Below are 15799 nucleotides of genomic sequence, written 5' to 3'. Positions count from 1 at the left end.
GACGGGCGCAGGGTCCATGCTCATCCCCCCATTGTCCGGCGCCCCGGAGCAGCGGGATCAAAAACAGGGTCCGGCGGCGCCGACCCCTTGTTTGCAGGGGCATTGGCCGACGAAAATGCGGGGATTAAGGGGCGGGATCGGGGCGAACTCGCTCGTTTTACATCCTGCATCAGTATTCGCGTTGATCGCACCAGATCTTTCTGAACTCGGCATAGGCGATCTGGCGGATGGTGATCGTGTCGCGCCCACTCCTGTCTGGCTCGCCCGGCTTGTGGGGGGCCAGCGCATCAAGAAAGGAGCCTTCGACCAGGCTGTTCCGTCCAGGCAAGGTGTCAGGCTTGTCCACGAAATCCGACACTGCACGACATTCAGTGCGGCCATCCGCATAGACATCAATGGCTCGCGGCACATCGCCCGTCTCACTGACCTCGTAATACAAGATGACGGGGTCGTTGGAGGCTGGATGACGCCAGTCGAGGCGGTAGTGCGAAAACTCCATGACGCCAGCCTAGCCAATCCAGCGACCGCTCACCACCCCGCCCTGGCTTGGCCCAGACCAGAAAAACCCGCTCGCTGCTTGATCACAAGGAGCGTCAGCGTGGCTGTGCTTTAAAACAAATCGAAAAGGTCCAGGAACTCCTCGATACTATCGAACTGCGCCACTGACAGGGTCATGTAGCTGTCATCACATATCCTGTCATAGACCTGCTGAAAGACAGACTCATCGTCAAAGGCGGTTTCAACCCAGATAGTATCGACAAGTTCTCCATCTCGTTTGTATGTGAGATTGGCAACGATACGGTGTGTATGAGAACTACAATCTACCTCAGTAACCTGTGACATTGCATCTATCGGACCGCCGGAAACAGGCCGTTGCAAAAACATGGTTTCAGCAAACAGTCGATCCGAGTTGGTCGGCCGCTGAATGTCGACCAGGCCGAGACGGCCACCCGCACCCACCTCCAATAGTCGCCCCTCCATGCGTGTTCGCGAGGCCGGAACAAACGCACTGACCGGAGCAGCGATGGAGTCCTGGCGTTGATGGGGAGCGGGGACATCCGAGCAAGCGGACGCAAGCATGATCGCCATCAAGGCGGGGAGCCCAATATTGTTCATCCGCAACTCCCCGGCCCCTCGCGCTCCGCGATGCCCGGCATGCAAGCACATAGGCCCGAAGGCGAAAAGACGCGGATGTCGGCTCACGACCCGTTGCGGACGCTTCTATCGCTTCAGGACCGCCCATGCTGTCATCGCCAGACCAACCAGAACCGCAACACCGCCACCGTAAAAGGCGAGATAGTAGGCCAGAAGGACGAGTGGATGTATCAGAGCCAGATTGTAGGTCGGGTCGTGCACAAACAGCCATGCTCCCGCAATCAGGAGGCAGCCGACAATTGCCACCGCAAGCCATTTGAGAACTCTTCGATTTCTCATCCACGCTGTCCCATTGGGGTTAAGGCTAGCACTGGAGTGTCCGCTTTCGACCCATAGCGGTCGTCAGCGAGACATGATCTATGACCTGCCATGCTTCCGAACTTCCATGATGGAAAACTAACTGGACTGTCCGTGTTCGAGCGAACGGCGACGCTTTCCATCGTGCGTTATGACGGCACTCGGTGGCAGATTGAACTGTCAGGAGTTCGACATCTGAAGGCTGACGATTTCCGCGAAGGGAACATAATTTCCTACTGCGAGGTCGTGACTAACAGCGAACCCTCGCGGGCATTGCTTGAGGCCGTTGCCAGCGGCCCACATGATTCTGCGGCTCAAGAATACCATGACCAGTATCGACTGTTCATAGACGGCATCGTCGAGGAGGTGAAAAGCGGTAGCCTCTCGCTCCTATTTGTCGAGCCATCATATGGCTGCGATGTGCTCGCAATCTGCGAGCGAGTAGAAGCGACCGAGGTCCGCTAACCACCCCTTTCGGACATCGGCAAGACTGGTTGGCAACGCTGAACAGCGCGGCCATTCTCGTGCAATGATTTTGGCCCGCGCCCTCATCATTGCAGGCGTTCTGCTCCTCGGCGGGTGCTCCTACACTTACGGGATACTCGCGACGATGGTCGACGGCAGGTTGACGTTTGTCGTCGATCCGGATCAGCGCAGACCGTCTGCCTGCCTGACGAGCATCATCGTGATGGCGCAGGATGGCCAGAGACGGGCGCAAGCCGAACCGGGTGACGACGTCCAGCTGATCGACCGCGGTGTCGTCTGGTCGAACAGCGTGGGATACGATTGCGAAACGAGGTTCCCTGTCACCTATGGCGCGCCGTTGGCCGGGGCGCCGAAATCACCGGAGCAGCCCGGGCGTGAAGTGGGCGCCAAGCCGCTCACCCCCGGCGTCATCTACGAGGTTGCAGCCGTAGCGGGAGCGACCGGATACGGCGGTGGGCGGTTCAGGCTGACAACGGACGGAAGGGTGGAGAATCTTCCAGCGCGCGGTCCATCCAACGACCGCTGACCACCCCTGACCGCCGTCCGGGCGGGTTCTCCGGGTGCGTGCGGGCTTCGTGACGGGACGCAGGGGCGCACCCCTGATCCCGGTCCGATGGGGCGGCTTCACGGCGCAGCGGCGAAAATGTCCGGCGGCGTGGCCGATCCTTCTCCTGCGTCAACCGCGTTGTCCGCTAGGCTGGGCCAACGGAAATGCTTGAGGAGGCCGCCATGTCCGATCTGAACCGCCGACTGATGACCCGGAAGACCGATCCGGGCGAGACCCTGCTGGAGTCCGTGGCCGCGCCCGAGCCGGGGGAGGGCGAGGTGGTGCTGGCGCTGGACCGGTTCTCCCTGACCACCAATAACATCACCTACGCGGCCTATGGGGACGCCATCGGCTACTGGCGGGTGTTTCCGACCGGGCGCGACGACTATGGGCTGATGCCGGTCTGGGGCTTCGCCGACGTCGTGGCGTCCCGGGCCGAGGGGATCGCGGTGGGGGCGCGGGTGTTCGGTTACTTCCCCATGGCCGACACCCTGCTGGTCCAGGCCGAGAAGATCAGCAAGGGCGGGTTCGCCGACGCGGCACCGTGGCGCAAGGCGGTGCCCGACATCTACAACCGCTATGTGCTGTGTGCGGCGGACGCCAACTATGACGCGGCGCTGGAGAACCCGGAGGCCCTGTTCCGGCCGCTGTTCATCACCTCCTATACGGCGGTGGATTTCCTGCGCGAGCATGATTTCTTCGGCGCAAAACAGGTGGTGGTGTCCAGCGCCTCGTCCAAGACCGCCTATGGCGCCGCCTGGTGCATGGCCGGGGACGACGTGCGGCTGATCGCCCTGACGGGCGCGCGCAACCGGGCCTTCGTCGAGGGGCTGGGGGCCTATCAGGCGGTGTACGGCTATGACGAGATCGAGCGCCTGCCCACCGGCGTGCCGACCCTGTATCTGGATTTGGCCGGCGATCCCGACCTGCGGCGGCGGGTCCACGCCCGGTTCGGCGGGGACCTGACCTATGACTGTCTGGTCGGTTCGACCCAGGGCGACGCCTTCCCGACGGACGATCCAGAACTGGTGGGGCCCAGGCCGGTGTTCTTCTTCGCCGCCACCTGTCTGGACGCCCACCGGGAGCGGGGGACCCTGCGCGCCTTCTACGAGCGCTTCTTCGCCGACCAGCGAGCGTTCTTCGAGCGGGTGGTCGATCCGGCGGCGCCGTGGATCCGCATCGTCGAGCGTCAGGGGCTGGACGAGGCGGCGAAGGTGGTGCGGGCCCTGGCCGACGGCGTGTCGGATGCGGCCGAGGGCGCGGTGGTGCGGCTGGTGCGCTGAGGGCCGCCGGTCAGCCAGCCTCGGGCTCTGCGTCGGTGTTGACCATCCACGGGATGCCGAAGCGGTCGATGCAGGAGCCGAAGCCGGGGGACCAGAAGGTCTTTTCGAAGGGCATGACCACCTTGCCGCCGACGGAGAGGGCCTCGAACCATTTGCGGGCCTGATCGAGGTCGTCGGTGTGCAGGGAGACGTCGAAGCCATTCTTGGGCTTGTCGATGTCGGGGGCCCACTCGATGTCCATGTCGGCGCCCATCAGGGTCTGATCGCCGATCTGAAGCCGGCAGTGCATCAGCCAGTCCCTCATCTCGGGCTTGACCGGCATGCCGGGCGGGCCGTCGCCGTAGGGCATGGCGAAGGCGATCTCGCCGCCCAGAACATCGGCATAGAATTCAAAGGCCTCGCGGCACTGCCCGCGGAAACTCAGGCTGGTCACGATCTTCATGGCTGTGTCTCCTCCTCCGCCGGGGGGAAGGATGGCGCCGATCTGTGAGAATTTCGAGACGAGTCCGGCGACCGGCAGGCGGGTGGCGGCGGAGGGCGCGAACCGTTTGCGCGCCTGTTCGTTGCCGTGGCGCGGGCGTCAATGTGACTGTCACGTGATCACCGACTCTATTACGAGGGTCGGGCGTCAAACCCTTTGAGGCGGAATTTTCGGGCATGGGCAGCGGCATCGGTCTGACCAGCGAGCGTCTCGGGCGCATCGTCGAGGAAGCGGCCAGTGAAGTCTACATCTTCTCCGGTGAGGATTTCCGCTTTCGGCTGGTCAACAAGGGCGCGCGTGAGAACCTCGGCTACACGATGGATGAGCTTCAGGCGCTCACGCCATGGGATCTGAAGCCTCACATATCGCGCGACGCGTTTCTGACCGTGGTCCATCCGCTGCTCTCGGGCGCGGTTGAGCGGCTGGACTTTGAAACGGTCCACCGGCGCAAGGACGGGACGGACTACAACGTCTCGGTCAAGCTGCAGATGTTCGATGAGGGCGGCGACCGGGTCTTCTACGCGGCCATCCAGGACATCACGAGCTACCGGAAGATCGAGTCCGAGCTGCGGGAGATCTCCGCCCGACTTGACGCCATTCTCGACAATACGACGATGTCGGTGTTCCTGATGGATGAGCAGCAGCACTGCGTGTTCATGAACAAGGCGGCGGAGGCGCTGACGGGGTTCTCGTTCGCCGAGGTCACCGGCCGCCCCCTTCACGACGTGATCCATCACACCCATCCGGACGGCGCGCCTTTCCCGATCGAAACCTGCCCTATCGACCGCAGCTTTCCGGAGAAGGTGGGGACGCAGGGGGAGGAGGTTTTCGTCCACAAGGACGGGTCCTTCTATCCGGTCGCCTTCACCGCCAGTCCGGTCCAGGACAACGAGGCCAATGTGGTGGGTACGGTCATCGAGGCGCGGGACATCAGCGAGGAGAAGCGCAACGAGACGGCGCGCAACCTGCTGATGCGGGAGGTGGATCACCGGGCGCGCAATGTTCTGGCGGTGGTGCATTCGCTGGCGCAACTGACGCGGGCGGACGATCTGGAGAGCTACAAGACCATCCTGGCCGGCCGGATCAACGCCCTGGCGCGGGCCCAGACGTCCCTGGCCAGCCGGCGCTGGGAGGGCGGGCGGCTGGAGGATGTGGTCCGCGAGGAGCTGGAGGCTCTGTGCCCCAGGGACAGCATCGAGGTGCAGGGGCCGGAGGTTGGACTGTCACCGGAGCAGGTTCAGCCCATCAGCATGCTGATGCACGAGATGGCCACCAATGCGAACAAGTACGGCGCCTGCAGCCGCGTGAGCGGCAAGGTGTCGGTGACCTGGACGCTGGAGGACGGTCAGGTGACGCTGGTCTGGCGCGAGGCGGGGGGGCCGCCGGTGGCGCCGCCGACCCGCGAAGGGTTCGGCTCGGTGCTGAAGGCCGGGGTGGTCGGCCAGATCAAGGGGGCGATCAAGCGGACGTGGGACCCGGCGGGGCTGGTGGTGGAAGTGACCTTTCCGCTTTAGCGGCCGGTCACGCGCCCAGCAGGCGGGCGGCGCGGGGGGCGAAATAGGTCAGGACGCCCGCGCAGCCGGCGCGCTTGAAGGCGGTGAGGGTCTCGATGACGGCGCGGTCCTCGTCCAGCCAGCCGTTGGCGGCGGCGGCGCGCATCATCGCGTACTCGCCGGACACCTGATAGGCGAAGGTGGGCACGTGGAACGCCTCGTGGATGCGGCGCACGATGTCCAGATAGGGCAGGCCCGGCTTGACCATCACCGCGTCGGCGCCCTCGGCCAGATCGGCGGCCACCTCGCGCAGGGCTTCCTCGGAATTGGCGAAGTCCATCTGATAGGTCTTCTTGTCGCCGGTCAGGGCCTTGGCCGAGCCGACGGCGTCGCGATAGGGGCCGTAGAAGGCCGAGGCGTATTTGGCGGCGTAGGACAGGATCAGCACGTCCTGGAAGCCGTTGGCCTCCAGCGCGTCGCGGATGGCGGCCACGCGGCCGTCCATCATGTCGGACGGCCCCACCATGTCGGCGCCCGCATGGGCGTGGATGAAGGCCATCTCGGCCAGGCGGTCCAGGGTGGCGTCATTGACGATGACCCCGTCCTCGATGAGGCCGTCGTGGCCGTGGTCGGCGTAGCAGTCCAGCGCCACGTCGGTCATGACGCCGATGTCCGGGGCGGCGTCCTTGATGGCCTTGATGCAGTCGGGGATCAGGCCGTCCGGATCCACGGCGCCGGAGGCTTCGGCGTCCTTTTTCGACGGGTCGATGTTGGGGAACAGGGCCACGGCGGGGATGCCCAGCGATGCGGCTTCCTTCGCGGCCTCGGCGGCGGCCCTGGGGCTGAGGCGCTCGACGCCGGGCATGGAGGGCACGGGGACGCGGTCCTCGGGCCCGTCGTGGACGATCAGCGGCCAGATCAGGTCGGACGGGGTCAGCACATGCTCGGCCACCAGCGAGCGGACCCAGGGGGTGCGGCGCAGGCGGCGCGGGCGCGCGGCGGGGAAGGGGGCGGGGGTGAAGACGCTCATGGTGTCAGGCTTTCAGGCGAGGGCGCGGTACTCACAGTCACCGCTCACCCCAGCGAAGGCTGGGGTCCAGATGGCGAGCGTGGACAGAGATGATGACACTGCGGGGCCCTGTCCAGCCACCTGGCTTTATGATCTGGACCCCAGCCTTCGCTGGGGTGAGCGGATAGAAAAAGCGGGCTGCGTTAGAATGAAGACTGAACCTACACCGAAACGCGGCCCATGGGCTGCCGAGCGCCGAGGCGCACCATGCCGATGACCGAGGAGATGATGACCCACAGGCTGGCCAGGGCGTAGGCGATCAGGAACACGAACACGCCGACGAAGAAGACAACCGGCATTTCGGGGCTGACCTGCATGGCCACCGCCTCCCAGGCGTCGCCCGGCGCGTTGGCGATCACCAGCCGGACCAGGTCCACGAACAGGAACACCACCCCGACGGCCAGGGCGATGAAGGCGATCATGGCCAGGGCGAAGCCGATCCAGAAATGGCGGATCTGGTAGCGGTAGTGGCTGCAGGCCAGGGGCTCGGCCTCGGGCTTGCGCACATAGGCGATGACCACGGCCATCAGGGCGGTGAGGCCGAACACGAAGGGCGCCGCGAACATCAGGGCGTGGCCGACCATGGCCAAGTTGCGATCATCGCTCGACGGATCGCGTCCCTGTCCGGTATTAGCGGTGTCGCTCATGCGGGTCTCCTCATGGATTCCGCCGTCAGCCCCCGACGACGCGCCGTTCAGGCCGCCGCATAGACCAATCGCAACAGCGGCGCAAAGCCGCGACGACTTCAGGGATGCTCATGGACTTCGCCCTCACCGAGGATCAACGCGCCATTCAGGAGGCTGCACGCGCCTTCGCCGAAGCCGAACTGGCGCCCCATTCCGCCCGCTGGGACGAGGAGAAGCACTTTCCCGTCGACGTGATGAAGGCGGCGGCCGAGATGGGCTTCTGCGCCATCTATGCGGGCGAGGAGCACGGCGGCATGGCGCTGGGGCGGGTCGAGGCGGCGGTGATCTTCGAGGAGCTGTCGCGGGGCGATGTGTCCGTGGCGGCCTTCATCTCGATCCACAACATGGCCACCTGGATGATCGACGGGTTCGGCTCGGACGACCTGCGGGCGCGCTATGTGCCGTCGCTGGTGAGCATGGACAGGATCGCCAGCTACTGCCTGACCGAGCCCGGCTCGGGATCGGACGCGGCGGCGCTGCGGACCACGGCGGTGAAGGACGGGGATCACTACGTGCTGAACGGCTCCAAGGCCTTCATCTCGGGCGCGGGGACCAGCGACATCTATGTGGTGATGGCCCGTACGGGCGGGGAGGGGGCCAAGGGTATCAGCGCCTTTGTGGTGGACAAGGACACGCCGGGCCTGAGCTTCGGCGCGCAGGAGCGCAAGATGGGCTGGAACGCCCAGCCCACGGCCATCGTGCAATTCGATGACTGCCGCGTGCCGGCGGCGAACCTGCTGGGCAAGGAGGGCGACGGGTTCCGCTATGCCATGATGGGGCTGGACGGCGGGCGGCTGAACATCGCGGCCTGTTCGCTGGGCGGGGCGCGGCTGGCGCTGGAGACGGCGCAAGAGTACGTCGCCGGCCGCAAGCAGTTCGGCAAGGCTTTGGCCGAGTTCCAGAACACCCAGTTCAAGCTGGCCGACATGGCGACCCAGCTGGACGCCGCCCGGCTGATGGTGCTGCGGGGCGCCTGGGCCATCGACACGGCCCATGCGGAGAAGACCAAATGGTGCGCCATGGCCAAGCGGCTGGCCACCGACGCCTGTTTCCAGATCGCCGACGAGGCGCTCCAACTCCACGGCGGCTACGGCTATCTGAAGGACTATCCGCTGGAGCGCATCGTGCGCGACCTGCGGGTGCACCGCATCCTGGAAGGCACCAACGAGATCATGCGCGTGATCACCGCGCGGGAGATGCTGCGGCAATGAGCGAGCTGGTCTGTGATCGGGAGTTCACCGGCGAGATCGACGGCGTTGAACGCCGCATCGTCGTGGAGTGGATGAAGCCGCACCGTGAGCGCGGCGACTGGCGGTGTGACTGGGTCATTCACGGCCTTGGGGACGATCCCCGGCAGGGCCATGCATTCGGCGTGGATTCGGCCCAGGCGCTGCTTCTGGCGATGGGCGCCGTGCGAGGCGTCGTCGAACACGAGGCCCCGAAAATCCGCTGGCTGTCCGCTGACCATGGTCTGGGGTTGCCGGCCATCCCTGAGCAATAGAGTGCTTATCACATGACCGATGAAATCCTCACCCGCGTCGACAACGGCCTCGGGGTGATCACCCTGAACCGGCCCAAGGCGATCCATGCGCTGAACAAGGGCATGTGCGACGCCATGATCGCGGCGTTGCAGGACTGGCGGGATGATCCGGCGGTGCAGTCGGTGCTGATCGACCATGCCGGCGAGCGGGGCTTCTGCGCCGGGGGCGACATCCGCATGATCGCCGAGAGCGGGGCGGGGGATGCATCGGAGGCGAAGGCCTTCTTCCATGCTGAGTACCGGCTGAACCATCTGCTGTTCGACTATCCGAAGCCGGTGACGGCGCTGGTGGACGGCATCGTCATGGGCGGCGGCGTGGGGATCAGCGAGCCGGCGGATGTGCGCATCGCCACCGAGCGCACCACCTACGCCATGCCGGAAACGGGCATCGGCCTGTTCCCCGATGTGGGCGGGGGCTGGTTCCTGCCGCGCCTGCCGGGCCAGACCGGCGTGTGGCTGGCCCTGACCGGGGCGCGGCTGAAGGCTGCGGACACGGTGGCGCTGGGGATCCATACCCACTTCATGCCGGCGGACCAGGTCGAGGCGCTGAAGGCGGCCCTGACGGCCGAACCGACCGATCCGAAGGCTGTCGCGGAGCGTTTCGCCGCCGATCCGGGCCCGGCGCCGCTGGGCGAGCATCGCGCGGCCATCGACCGGCTGTTCGGTCACGACACGGTGGAGGCCATCTTCGCGGCGCTGGAGGCGGACGGGTCGGATTGGGCGCTGAAGCAGCTCTCGGTCCTGAAGACCAAGTCGCCCCAGTCCCTGAAGGTCAGCCTGCGCCAGATCCGCATCGGGGCCGGGCTGGGCTCGTTCGCCGAGAACATGGCCATGGAGTACCGGCTGGGCGGGCGGGTCGTGCGCACCCACGATTTCCAGGAAGGGGTGCGGGCGGTGATCGTGGACAAGGACAATGCGCCGAAATGGTCGCCGGCCGATCTGGCGTGCGTCACCGACGCCCAGCTGGACGCCATGTTCGCGCCCTTGCCCGCCGATGAGGAGTGGACGCCGCTTTAGGGGGAGAGATCGTCCATCACCCGGGCCGCCAGCCGCCGGGTGACCGGGCGGTGCAGGGCGTCGAGGCGCGCGACCGCCGCTTCGGCCGCCTGGGCCGAGCGCTCGATGCGGCGCACCAGATAGGGGATCACGTCCGGCTGCGGCCGGATGCTGCGCCGCTCGAAGGCCCGCTCAAGGATGGCGGCCAGCACCGCCTCGTCGGGAGCCTCGATCGCCACGGTGCGGATGGCGTTGAGGCGGGAGTGCAGGTCCGGCAGCGTCACCGGCCACAGGGACGGCGCCTTGCGTGACACCAGAAGCAGGGCGCCGCCGCCTGTCTGGGCCAGGTTCAGCAGGTGGAACAGGGCCTCGTCGTCCGTGTCGGGCGCCCGGTCCAGCAGCACCGGCCGCCCCTCCAGCTCCATGGGATCGACCAGGGCCGCCTCGGCGCCGTGCAAGGGCATGGCGCCCACCCGCTCGGCCCAGATGGCGGCCAGATGGCTCTTGCCCGATCCGGCCGGCCCGCACAGGGACAGCACCCCGCCGCCCAGCCCGGCCGCCGCATCGGGCCATCCGGCCAGGGTCAGGGCGGCCGCGCGGTTGCAGTCGGACACGATGAAATCATCGGCCCGGAACGGCGTCTCGCGCTCCAGCTCCAGTTTCAGCTGATCGGTCCGGTCGGCGGTCATGCCCGCCCTATATCAGAACGGCCCCGCTGCCGCGCCAGAACGCAACCAGACGGCGTGGTGGACGGCGTCAGTCCCCTGTGGATGACTGGTCAAACTGCTCCTGCATGTGGCGGCGCTGGTCCTCCTGACCCTCCAGTGTGGGTACGCCGGCCGCAACGCGGAGGGCGTCGGGGAGCAGTTCACGATCATACTCGCCCTGGGTCACCTCGCCGCCGCCGCTCGGGAATCTGTACTGGGTTCCGTAGATCTGGGACCGGCCGATGTTCTGCAGATAACGATCGAGGGTCGCCGCCGCGATCCAGGGCGCCCGCGCATGGCCCTTGCTGACGGCGGTGACCGCCAGCGCGTGGGCGAGAAGAAAATCGTCGGGCTCGTTGCCGTGTTGGAAGATGAAGGCCGCATGGAAATAGTCCTGAGCGGTATTGATCTGGCTGGCATCCAGCATCGCGCGGGTTCGGACGCGGCGTTCGGCGTCCTGCATGGTCACCAGCACCCCGTTTGAAATCATGCCGCCCGTTCTGGCGGCCTGATCTGCGGCGAACATGGCCGCCAGTTCTTCGTTATCCGCCGCTGACTCCGTCTCGGCGGCGGGCGTCTCTGGGGAAGGCTCGGCGCTGCTGCTCGTCGATTCGGTGCAGGACATGAGCGCGAGAGCGGCGACAAGGGCAGTCAGGCGAATGGCCACAGATTGCTCCATAATGACGTCGAGTCTGCTCGACGGCCGGTCGTTCACCGGCCAGACCGGACGAGTCCAGGCGACATAGGTGCAAATCGTCGCCGCCGCATCTGGAACGGCCTCCAAACCTTGACTTTCCGGGGCGATGATGCGCCCTTCCGCGCCTTCCTTTTCCGCTGATTTCCGGCCCCGGACACCACCATGCACGCCTATCGCTCCCACACCTGCGGCGCCCTTCGCGCGACTGACGCGGGCTCCACCGTCCGCCTGTCCGGCTGGGTGCACAGAAAGCGCGACCACGGCGGTCTGCTGTTCATCGATCTGCGCGACCACTACGGCCTGACGCAGCTGGTGCTGCACCCGGCCACGCCGGGCTTCGAGGCGGTGGAGCGGCTGCGGGCCGAGAGCGTGATTTCCGTCGACGGCGAGGTTGTGAACCGCACGCCGGAAACCGTGAACACCAACCTGCCCACGGGCGAGATCGAGGTGCAGGTCAAGGCGGTGCGGGTGCTGTCCGAGGCCGCGGAACTGCCGCTGCCGGTGTTTGGAGAGCCGGATTATCCCGAGGAAATCCGGCTGAAGCACCGCTATCTGGACCTGCGCCGCGAGACCCTTCACCGCAACATCGTGCTGCGCTCGAACGTGATCCACTCGATCCGTCACCGCATGGTGGCGCAGGGCTTCCTGGAGTTCCAGACGCCGATCCTGACGGCCTCGTCGCCCGAGGGCGCCCGGGACTTCCTGGTGCCCAGCCGGCTGCATCCGTCGAAATTCTACGCGCTGCCGCAGGCGCCCCAGCAGTTCAAGCAGCTGCTGATGGTGTCGGGCTTCGATCGCTATTTCCAGATCGCGCCCTGTTTCCGGGACGAGGACCTGCGGGCCGACCGGTCGCTGGAGTTCTACCAGCTCGACGTGGAGATGAGCTTCGTCACGCAAGAGGATGTTTTTGCGGCGATCGAGCCCGTCATGCACGGCGTGTTCGAGGAGTTCGCGAACGGCAAGGCGGTCGACCCCTATCCGTTCGTGCGCATCCCGTACCGCGAGTCCATCGCCAAGTACGGCACCGACAAGCCGGACCTGCGCAATCCCATCGAGATGCAGGACGTGTCCGACCACTTCCGGGACGGAGGCTTCGGCCTGTTCAACAAGATCCTGGCGGCGGACGCGAAGAACGCGGTCTGGGCCATTCCGGCACCGGGCGGCGGCTCGCGCGCCTTCTGCGACCGCATGAACTCGTGGGCGCAGGGCGAGGGCCAGCCGGGCCTGGGCTACATCTTCTGGTCCGAGGACCAGGGCGCCTGGGGCGGTCCCATCGCCAAGAACCTGGGCGCCGAGGCGACCGACGCCCTGATGACGACGCTGGGTCTGGGGCAGGGGGACGCGGTGTTCTTCGCCGCCGGCGACCCGGCCGTGTTCCACAAGTTCGCGGGCAACGCCCGGATCAAGCTGGGCCAGGACCTGAACCTGGCGAAGGACGACGCCTTCCGCTTCTGCTGGATCGTGGACTTCCCCATGTTCGAGTGGTCCGAGGAAGAGAAGAAGGTCGACTTCAGCCACAACCCCTTCTCCATGCCGCAGGGCGAGCTGGAGGCGCTGGAGAGCAAGGATCCGCTGGATGTCCTGGCCTATCAGTACGACATCGTCTGCAACGGCTATGAGCTGTGCTCGGGCGCCATCCGGAACCACAAGCCTGAGATCATGCTGAAGGCCTTCGAGATCGCGGGCTATGGCCCCGAGGTGGTGGAAGCCGAGTTCGGCGGCATGCTGAACGCCTTCCGCTATGGCGCGCCGCCCCACGGCGGTCTGGCGCCGGGCATCGACCGCATCGTCATGCTGCTGGCCGGCGAGCAGGCCATCCGCGAGGTCATCGCCTTCCCGCTGAACCAGCAGGGACAGGATCTGCTGATGAATGCGCCGTCAAAGGTCGAGGAGCGTCAGCTCAAGGAGCTGCACATCCGTCTGGCGCCGCCGATCAAGGTGTAAGCGGCGTCGCTTCCTTGAGTCCGAACTCGCGGCGCAGTCGGTCCACATAGTCGAGGCCCTTGACGATGCGGGCGAGTTCGCGCTTCTCGACCCCGGACGACAGCAGCCAGAACGTCTGCTGAATCTGCATGACATGGCGCACATCGCTCGCCTTCACGGGTACGCCGCTGGCGCACATCTCGTCGGCGTAGACGTCAGGCAGTGTGGCGGTTCGCGGATCGCGCGCAAAGGCGAACCATCGCAGACTCGCTCCCGCCGGGCCGATGGACGCGCTGTCCCAGTCAAGAATCCGCACCGAGCCGTCATCCTGCATGAGGGTGTTCTTGCCGACGAAATCATTGTGATTCAGCACCTGGGGCTGAAAACCTTCCAGGCTGCCAATGAAGGTCTGTTCGACCTCGGCAAGGGCTTCCAGCCGGCCGTGATGCTCGGCCAGGCCCTCCATGTCCGCCTGCATCGCCATCAGCTCATGGGCGATCGGGTGAACCCAGAGTGTGACCGTCGGCACATCCGCGTGGTCAAGCACGTCGTGGGCCGTGGCTGAAATGCGGGCCATCTCCCGGACAGCGGTCGCCACCTGCTCGTGGGGCGCCTCGCCGAAGGTGCGGGGAGAGACGCCCGGGCAATCCTCCCACAGAATGGCGGCCTGTCCGTCGGCCTCGACGAGACCGAAGTAGCGGGGAACGGGATAGCCGCGCGCCGTCAGATAATGATCGAGACGGCTGCGACGCCTCATGCCCTTGGTCGGCCGGGTGATGCGAACGTGCAGGGTCGTGGCGTCCTCGCCGTTCGTCCTTATGAGGTGGAAGGTTCTGTCCAGCGAGGCGGATAGAACCTGTCGGCGCTCGATCGACGAGATCGTGACGGGGGCGCCGCACACCTCGGACATGCGACGTTCGATGGCCTCAACAAGCGCCGGTGTCGGAACGTCGATGGACCTCCGGGCGGCAGGCGACAACCGCCTCAATGATTTCAGAAACATGCGCTTCAAGAAGATATGGCCCCCGAGAGCGCTTCGGTTTCATGATCGGATGAGGGGCGCAAGGCACAAACGTCACGCCGCCGTCACACAAGCGTGACCGTCAGTGGCCCACGATCTGTCGCGGCGCCGGAGCGACGGGCGGGCGCGGCGGCACCGGCACGCGGACATGACGCCGGGCGCCCGAGCAGCCGCCAGTGTTGCTCAATCGGGCGGGCAGCCGGGTGGAGGAGTCGGCACAGGCCTCGTTCACCTGACCCTGGGTCAGGTTGCGGGCGCCGGACAGGTCCGAGCCGCGAATGTCGGCGCGGGACAGGTCGGCGCCGGAAAAGTCCGCTCCGGCGAAGCGGCCGTCGCCAAGTTGGGCGGCGCTGAGGTCGGCGTCCCGGAAGCTGGCGTTGCGGAAATCGCCGCCGCGGAAATTGGCGGCGGTCAGCTGGGTGTTGCTGAAATCGGCGCGGGAGGCGACGGCATGGCTGAAGTCGGCGCCGAACAGCTCGCTGCCGCGCAGTCGCGCCCCCGCCAGCTCAGCACCCCGGAAGTTCACGCCCACCAGCTCACCGTCGGTCAGGGTGGCGTTGTTCAGGCTGGCGCCGGTGAACAGGGCCCCCTGGGCGGTGGCGCCGGTCAGATTGGCGTTGTCGAAGGCCGCCCCGGTGAAGTTGGCGCCGACGATGGTCACGCCGCGCAGGTCGGCACGGGTGAAGTCCGCGCCGCTGAAGTTGGAGCCCACCAGCTGGGCGCCGCGCAGATTGGCGCCCACCAGGGCCGCACCGGAGAAATTCGCGCCGGTGAAGCTGGCGCCGCCCAGGTCGCGGCCGGACAGCTCGCAGCCCCGGCAGGCCCCGCCCAGCGAGACCAGGCGGGCCACGTCGCGATCCTGCCAGCTCATCTCGGCGGCCGCGCCGGTGGCGGCGAGGCCGACGACCGCGCCGGAGACGGCGGCGGCGAAACGGCGGAAACTGTGGGCGGCGGGTTTCATCACGCCTAATCCATGCCGCTTAAGTGCATGAGGAACCACTTAAATCGCGGTAACCTCGGCGCCCGGCGCGCGTCTTCAGCAAGGCGGAATGTGAAGACCGGCAGGAAGGATGGTGGTGGCGTCGCCGCAGGCGCGGTCCAGCTGCCGCTGGCTCAAACCGCGGGCGCCGGCCAGGTCGGCTCCTGACAGATTCGCTCCGGTCAGGGTTGCACCCGCGAAGTTCGCCCCGCGCAGCCAGGTCCCCACAAGGCTGGCGTTGGTCAGATCAGCGCCCGCGAAGCTGGCCGAGGAAAACACCCCGCCATAGGCCTCCACGTCCCGAAGGTCCGCATTGGAGAATCGGGCGCGGTTCAGAACGGTCAGGCTGAGGTCGGCCTGGCGCAGGCGCGCCCGGCTGAAATCCAGACCGGACCGCTCCAGTCCGTTGAAGTCCGCCTGGAACAGATTGCACCCGGGG

Annotated in this window: 18 protein-coding genes; 8 read left to right on the top strand and 10 right to left on the bottom strand. The window is 66.4% G+C overall.

The features are described 5' to 3' along the window. Positions 1-169: 169 nt before the first annotated feature. A complete protein-coding gene (locus C0461_RS09765; protein ID WP_292106276.1) occupies positions 170-499 on the bottom strand; it encodes a hypothetical protein in 330 nt (109 codons plus the stop codon). 110 nt (positions 500-609) lie between these two features. Further along, positions 610-1116 carry a hypothetical protein gene (locus C0461_RS09760; protein WP_292106274.1) on the bottom strand — a complete coding sequence of 169 codons (507 nt, stop codon included), beginning with the start codon at positions 1114-1116 and terminating at the stop codon, positions 610-612. Between the two features lie 408 nt (positions 1117-1524). On the opposite strand from C0461_RS09760, the gene C0461_RS09755 reads away from it, so the two are divergent. From C0461_RS09755 to C0461_RS09745, 3 genes are all read left to right on the top strand, one after another. Continuing rightward, entirely contained in the window at positions 1525-1917 is a 393-nt protein-coding gene (locus C0461_RS09755) for a hypothetical protein (RefSeq protein ID WP_292106273.1), read from the top strand. A 70-nt stretch (positions 1918-1987) separates the two neighbouring features. Then, positions 1988-2464, top strand: a complete 477-nt coding sequence (locus C0461_RS09750) for a hypothetical protein (RefSeq protein WP_292106269.1) — start codon at positions 1988-1990, stop codon at positions 2462-2464. Positions 2465-2667: 203 nt separating this feature from the next. Then, positions 2668-3768, top strand: a complete 1101-nt coding sequence (locus tag C0461_RS09745) for a DUF2855 family protein (protein WP_292106267.1) — start codon at positions 2668-2670, stop codon at positions 3766-3768. Positions 3769-3778: 10 nt separating this feature from the next. Here the strand turns inward: C0461_RS09745 and C0461_RS09740 are convergent, their stop codons facing one another. After that, on the bottom strand, positions 3779-4210 hold the full coding sequence (locus tag C0461_RS09740; RefSeq protein ID WP_292106266.1) for a VOC family protein: 432 nt from the start codon (positions 4208-4210) through the stop codon (positions 3779-3781). Between the two features lie 215 nt (positions 4211-4425). On the opposite strand from C0461_RS09740, the gene C0461_RS09735 reads away from it, so the two are divergent. After that, entirely contained in the window at positions 4426-5763 is a 1338-nt protein-coding gene (locus tag C0461_RS09735; protein ID WP_292106265.1) for a PAS domain S-box protein, read from the top strand. Between the two features lie 7 nt (positions 5764-5770). On the opposite strand, the gene hemB is transcribed toward C0461_RS09735, so the two are convergent. Next, positions 5771-6772 carry a porphobilinogen synthase gene (hemB, locus tag C0461_RS09730; RefSeq protein WP_292106263.1) on the bottom strand — a complete coding sequence of 334 codons (1002 nt, stop codon included), beginning with the start codon at positions 6770-6772 and terminating at the stop codon, positions 5771-5773. Positions 6773-6972: 200 nt separating this feature from the next. Next, complete coding sequence (locus C0461_RS09725) at positions 6973-7458, bottom strand: hypothetical protein (RefSeq protein ID WP_292106261.1); 486 nt, start codon at positions 7456-7458, stop codon at positions 6973-6975. Positions 7459-7568: 110 nt separating this feature from the next. Here C0461_RS09725 and C0461_RS09720 point away from each other — a divergent pair, with 110 nt between their 5' ends. From C0461_RS09720 to C0461_RS09710, 3 genes are read left to right on the top strand one after another with little or no spacing between them, the layout of a single operon-like run. Beyond that, a complete protein-coding gene (locus C0461_RS09720) occupies positions 7569-8708 on the top strand; it encodes an acyl-CoA dehydrogenase family protein (RefSeq protein ID WP_292106258.1) in 1140 nt (379 codons plus the stop codon). Next, positions 8705-8998 carry a hypothetical protein gene (locus C0461_RS09715; protein WP_292106256.1) on the top strand — a complete coding sequence of 98 codons (294 nt, stop codon included), beginning with the start codon at positions 8705-8707 and terminating at the stop codon, positions 8996-8998. Before C0461_RS09720 ends, C0461_RS09715 begins: the two co-directional genes overlap by 4 nt. A 12-nt stretch (positions 8999-9010) precedes the next feature. Then, on the top strand, positions 9011-10054 hold the full coding sequence (locus C0461_RS09710) for an enoyl-CoA hydratase/isomerase family protein (RefSeq protein ID WP_292106254.1): 1044 nt from the start codon (positions 9011-9013) through the stop codon (positions 10052-10054). Here C0461_RS09710 and C0461_RS09705 read toward each other — a convergent pair. Both C0461_RS09705 and C0461_RS09700 read right to left on the bottom strand, forming a co-directional pair. Beyond that, positions 10051-10722, bottom strand: coding sequence for a DnaA/Hda family protein (locus C0461_RS09705; RefSeq protein WP_292106252.1), 672 nt, complete (start codon positions 10720-10722; stop codon positions 10051-10053). The genes C0461_RS09710 and C0461_RS09705 overlap by 4 nt on opposite strands. Positions 10723-10789: 67 nt before the next feature. Then, positions 10790-11605 (bottom strand): hypothetical protein, encoded by an 816-nt coding sequence (locus C0461_RS09700; RefSeq protein ID WP_292106250.1) that lies wholly within the window; start codon positions 11603-11605, stop codon positions 10790-10792. Between C0461_RS09700 and aspS the strand changes: the two genes are divergently transcribed. Beyond that, a complete protein-coding gene (gene aspS, locus C0461_RS09695; protein WP_292106247.1) occupies positions 11600-13381 on the top strand; it encodes an aspartate--tRNA ligase in 1782 nt (593 codons plus the stop codon). The genes C0461_RS09700 and aspS overlap by 6 nt on opposite strands. On the opposite strand, the gene C0461_RS09690 is transcribed toward aspS, so the two are convergent. From C0461_RS09690 to C0461_RS09680, 3 genes are all read right to left on the bottom strand, one after another. Next, entirely contained in the window at positions 13371-14270 is a 900-nt protein-coding gene (locus tag C0461_RS09690; RefSeq protein WP_292106245.1) for an aminoglycoside phosphotransferase family protein, read from the bottom strand. The two genes, aspS and C0461_RS09690, sit on opposite strands and share 11 nt — an antisense overlap. A gap of 193 nt (positions 14271-14463) precedes the next feature. Continuing rightward, positions 14464-15342, bottom strand: a complete 879-nt coding sequence (locus tag C0461_RS09685; RefSeq protein ID WP_292106243.1) for a pentapeptide repeat-containing protein — start codon at positions 15340-15342, stop codon at positions 14464-14466. A 75-nt stretch (positions 15343-15417) separates the two neighbouring features. Then, the coding region (locus C0461_RS09680; RefSeq protein ID WP_292106240.1) for a pentapeptide repeat-containing protein at positions 15418-15799 on the bottom strand (382 nt) is incomplete at its 5' end.

This window comes from Brevundimonas sp. (assembly GCF_013823285.1).
In the GTDB taxonomy this organism is placed as follows: domain Bacteria; phylum Pseudomonadota; class Alphaproteobacteria; order Caulobacterales; family Caulobacteraceae; genus Brevundimonas.
The sequence above is the reverse complement of the archived record's forward strand: the minus strand, read 5'-3'. Positions and strand labels throughout refer to the sequence as shown.

What these genes read in the sequence shown, in the direction of transcription:
- C0461_RS09685 (WP_292106243.1), bottom strand. Translation starts at nt 15,342, where the DNA reads ATGAAACCCGCCGCCCACAGTTTCCGCCGTTTCGCCGCCGCCGTCTCC.
- C0461_RS09725 (WP_292106261.1), bottom strand. Translation starts at nt 7,458, where the DNA reads ATGAGCGACACCGCTAATACCGGACAGGGACGCGATCCGTCGAGCGAT.
- C0461_RS09690 (WP_292106245.1), bottom strand. Translation starts at nt 14,270, where the DNA reads ATGTCCGAGGTGTGCGGCGCCCCCGTCACGATCTCGTCGATCGAGCGC.
- hemB (WP_292106263.1), bottom strand. Translation starts at nt 6,772, where the DNA reads ATGAGCGTCTTCACCCCCGCCCCCTTCCCCGCCGCGCGCCCGCGCCGC.
- C0461_RS09710 (WP_292106254.1), top strand. Translation starts at nt 9,011, where the DNA reads ATGACCGATGAAATCCTCACCCGCGTCGACAACGGCCTCGGGGTGATC.
- aspS (WP_292106247.1), top strand. Translation starts at nt 11,600, where the DNA reads ATGCACGCCTATCGCTCCCACACCTGCGGCGCCCTTCGCGCGACTGAC.
- C0461_RS09755 (WP_292106273.1), top strand. Translation starts at nt 1,525, where the DNA reads ATGCTTCCGAACTTCCATGATGGAAAACTAACTGGACTGTCCGTGTTC.
- C0461_RS09760 (WP_292106274.1), bottom strand. Translation starts at nt 1,116, where the DNA reads ATGAACAATATTGGGCTCCCCGCCTTGATGGCGATCATGCTTGCGTCC.
- C0461_RS09765 (WP_292106276.1), bottom strand. Translation starts at nt 499, where the DNA reads ATGGAGTTTTCGCACTACCGCCTCGACTGGCGTCATCCAGCCTCCAAC.
- C0461_RS09740 (WP_292106266.1), bottom strand. Translation starts at nt 4,210, where the DNA reads ATGAAGATCGTGACCAGCCTGAGTTTCCGCGGGCAGTGCCGCGAGGCC.
- C0461_RS09705 (WP_292106252.1), bottom strand. Translation starts at nt 10,722, where the DNA reads ATGACCGCCGACCGGACCGATCAGCTGAAACTGGAGCTGGAGCGCGAG.
- C0461_RS09715 (WP_292106256.1), top strand. Translation starts at nt 8,705, where the DNA reads ATGAGCGAGCTGGTCTGTGATCGGGAGTTCACCGGCGAGATCGACGGC.
- C0461_RS09745 (WP_292106267.1), top strand. Translation starts at nt 2,668, where the DNA reads ATGTCCGATCTGAACCGCCGACTGATGACCCGGAAGACCGATCCGGGC.
- C0461_RS09720 (WP_292106258.1), top strand. Translation starts at nt 7,569, where the DNA reads ATGGACTTCGCCCTCACCGAGGATCAACGCGCCATTCAGGAGGCTGCA.
- C0461_RS09735 (WP_292106265.1), top strand. Translation starts at nt 4,426, where the DNA reads ATGGGCAGCGGCATCGGTCTGACCAGCGAGCGTCTCGGGCGCATCGTC.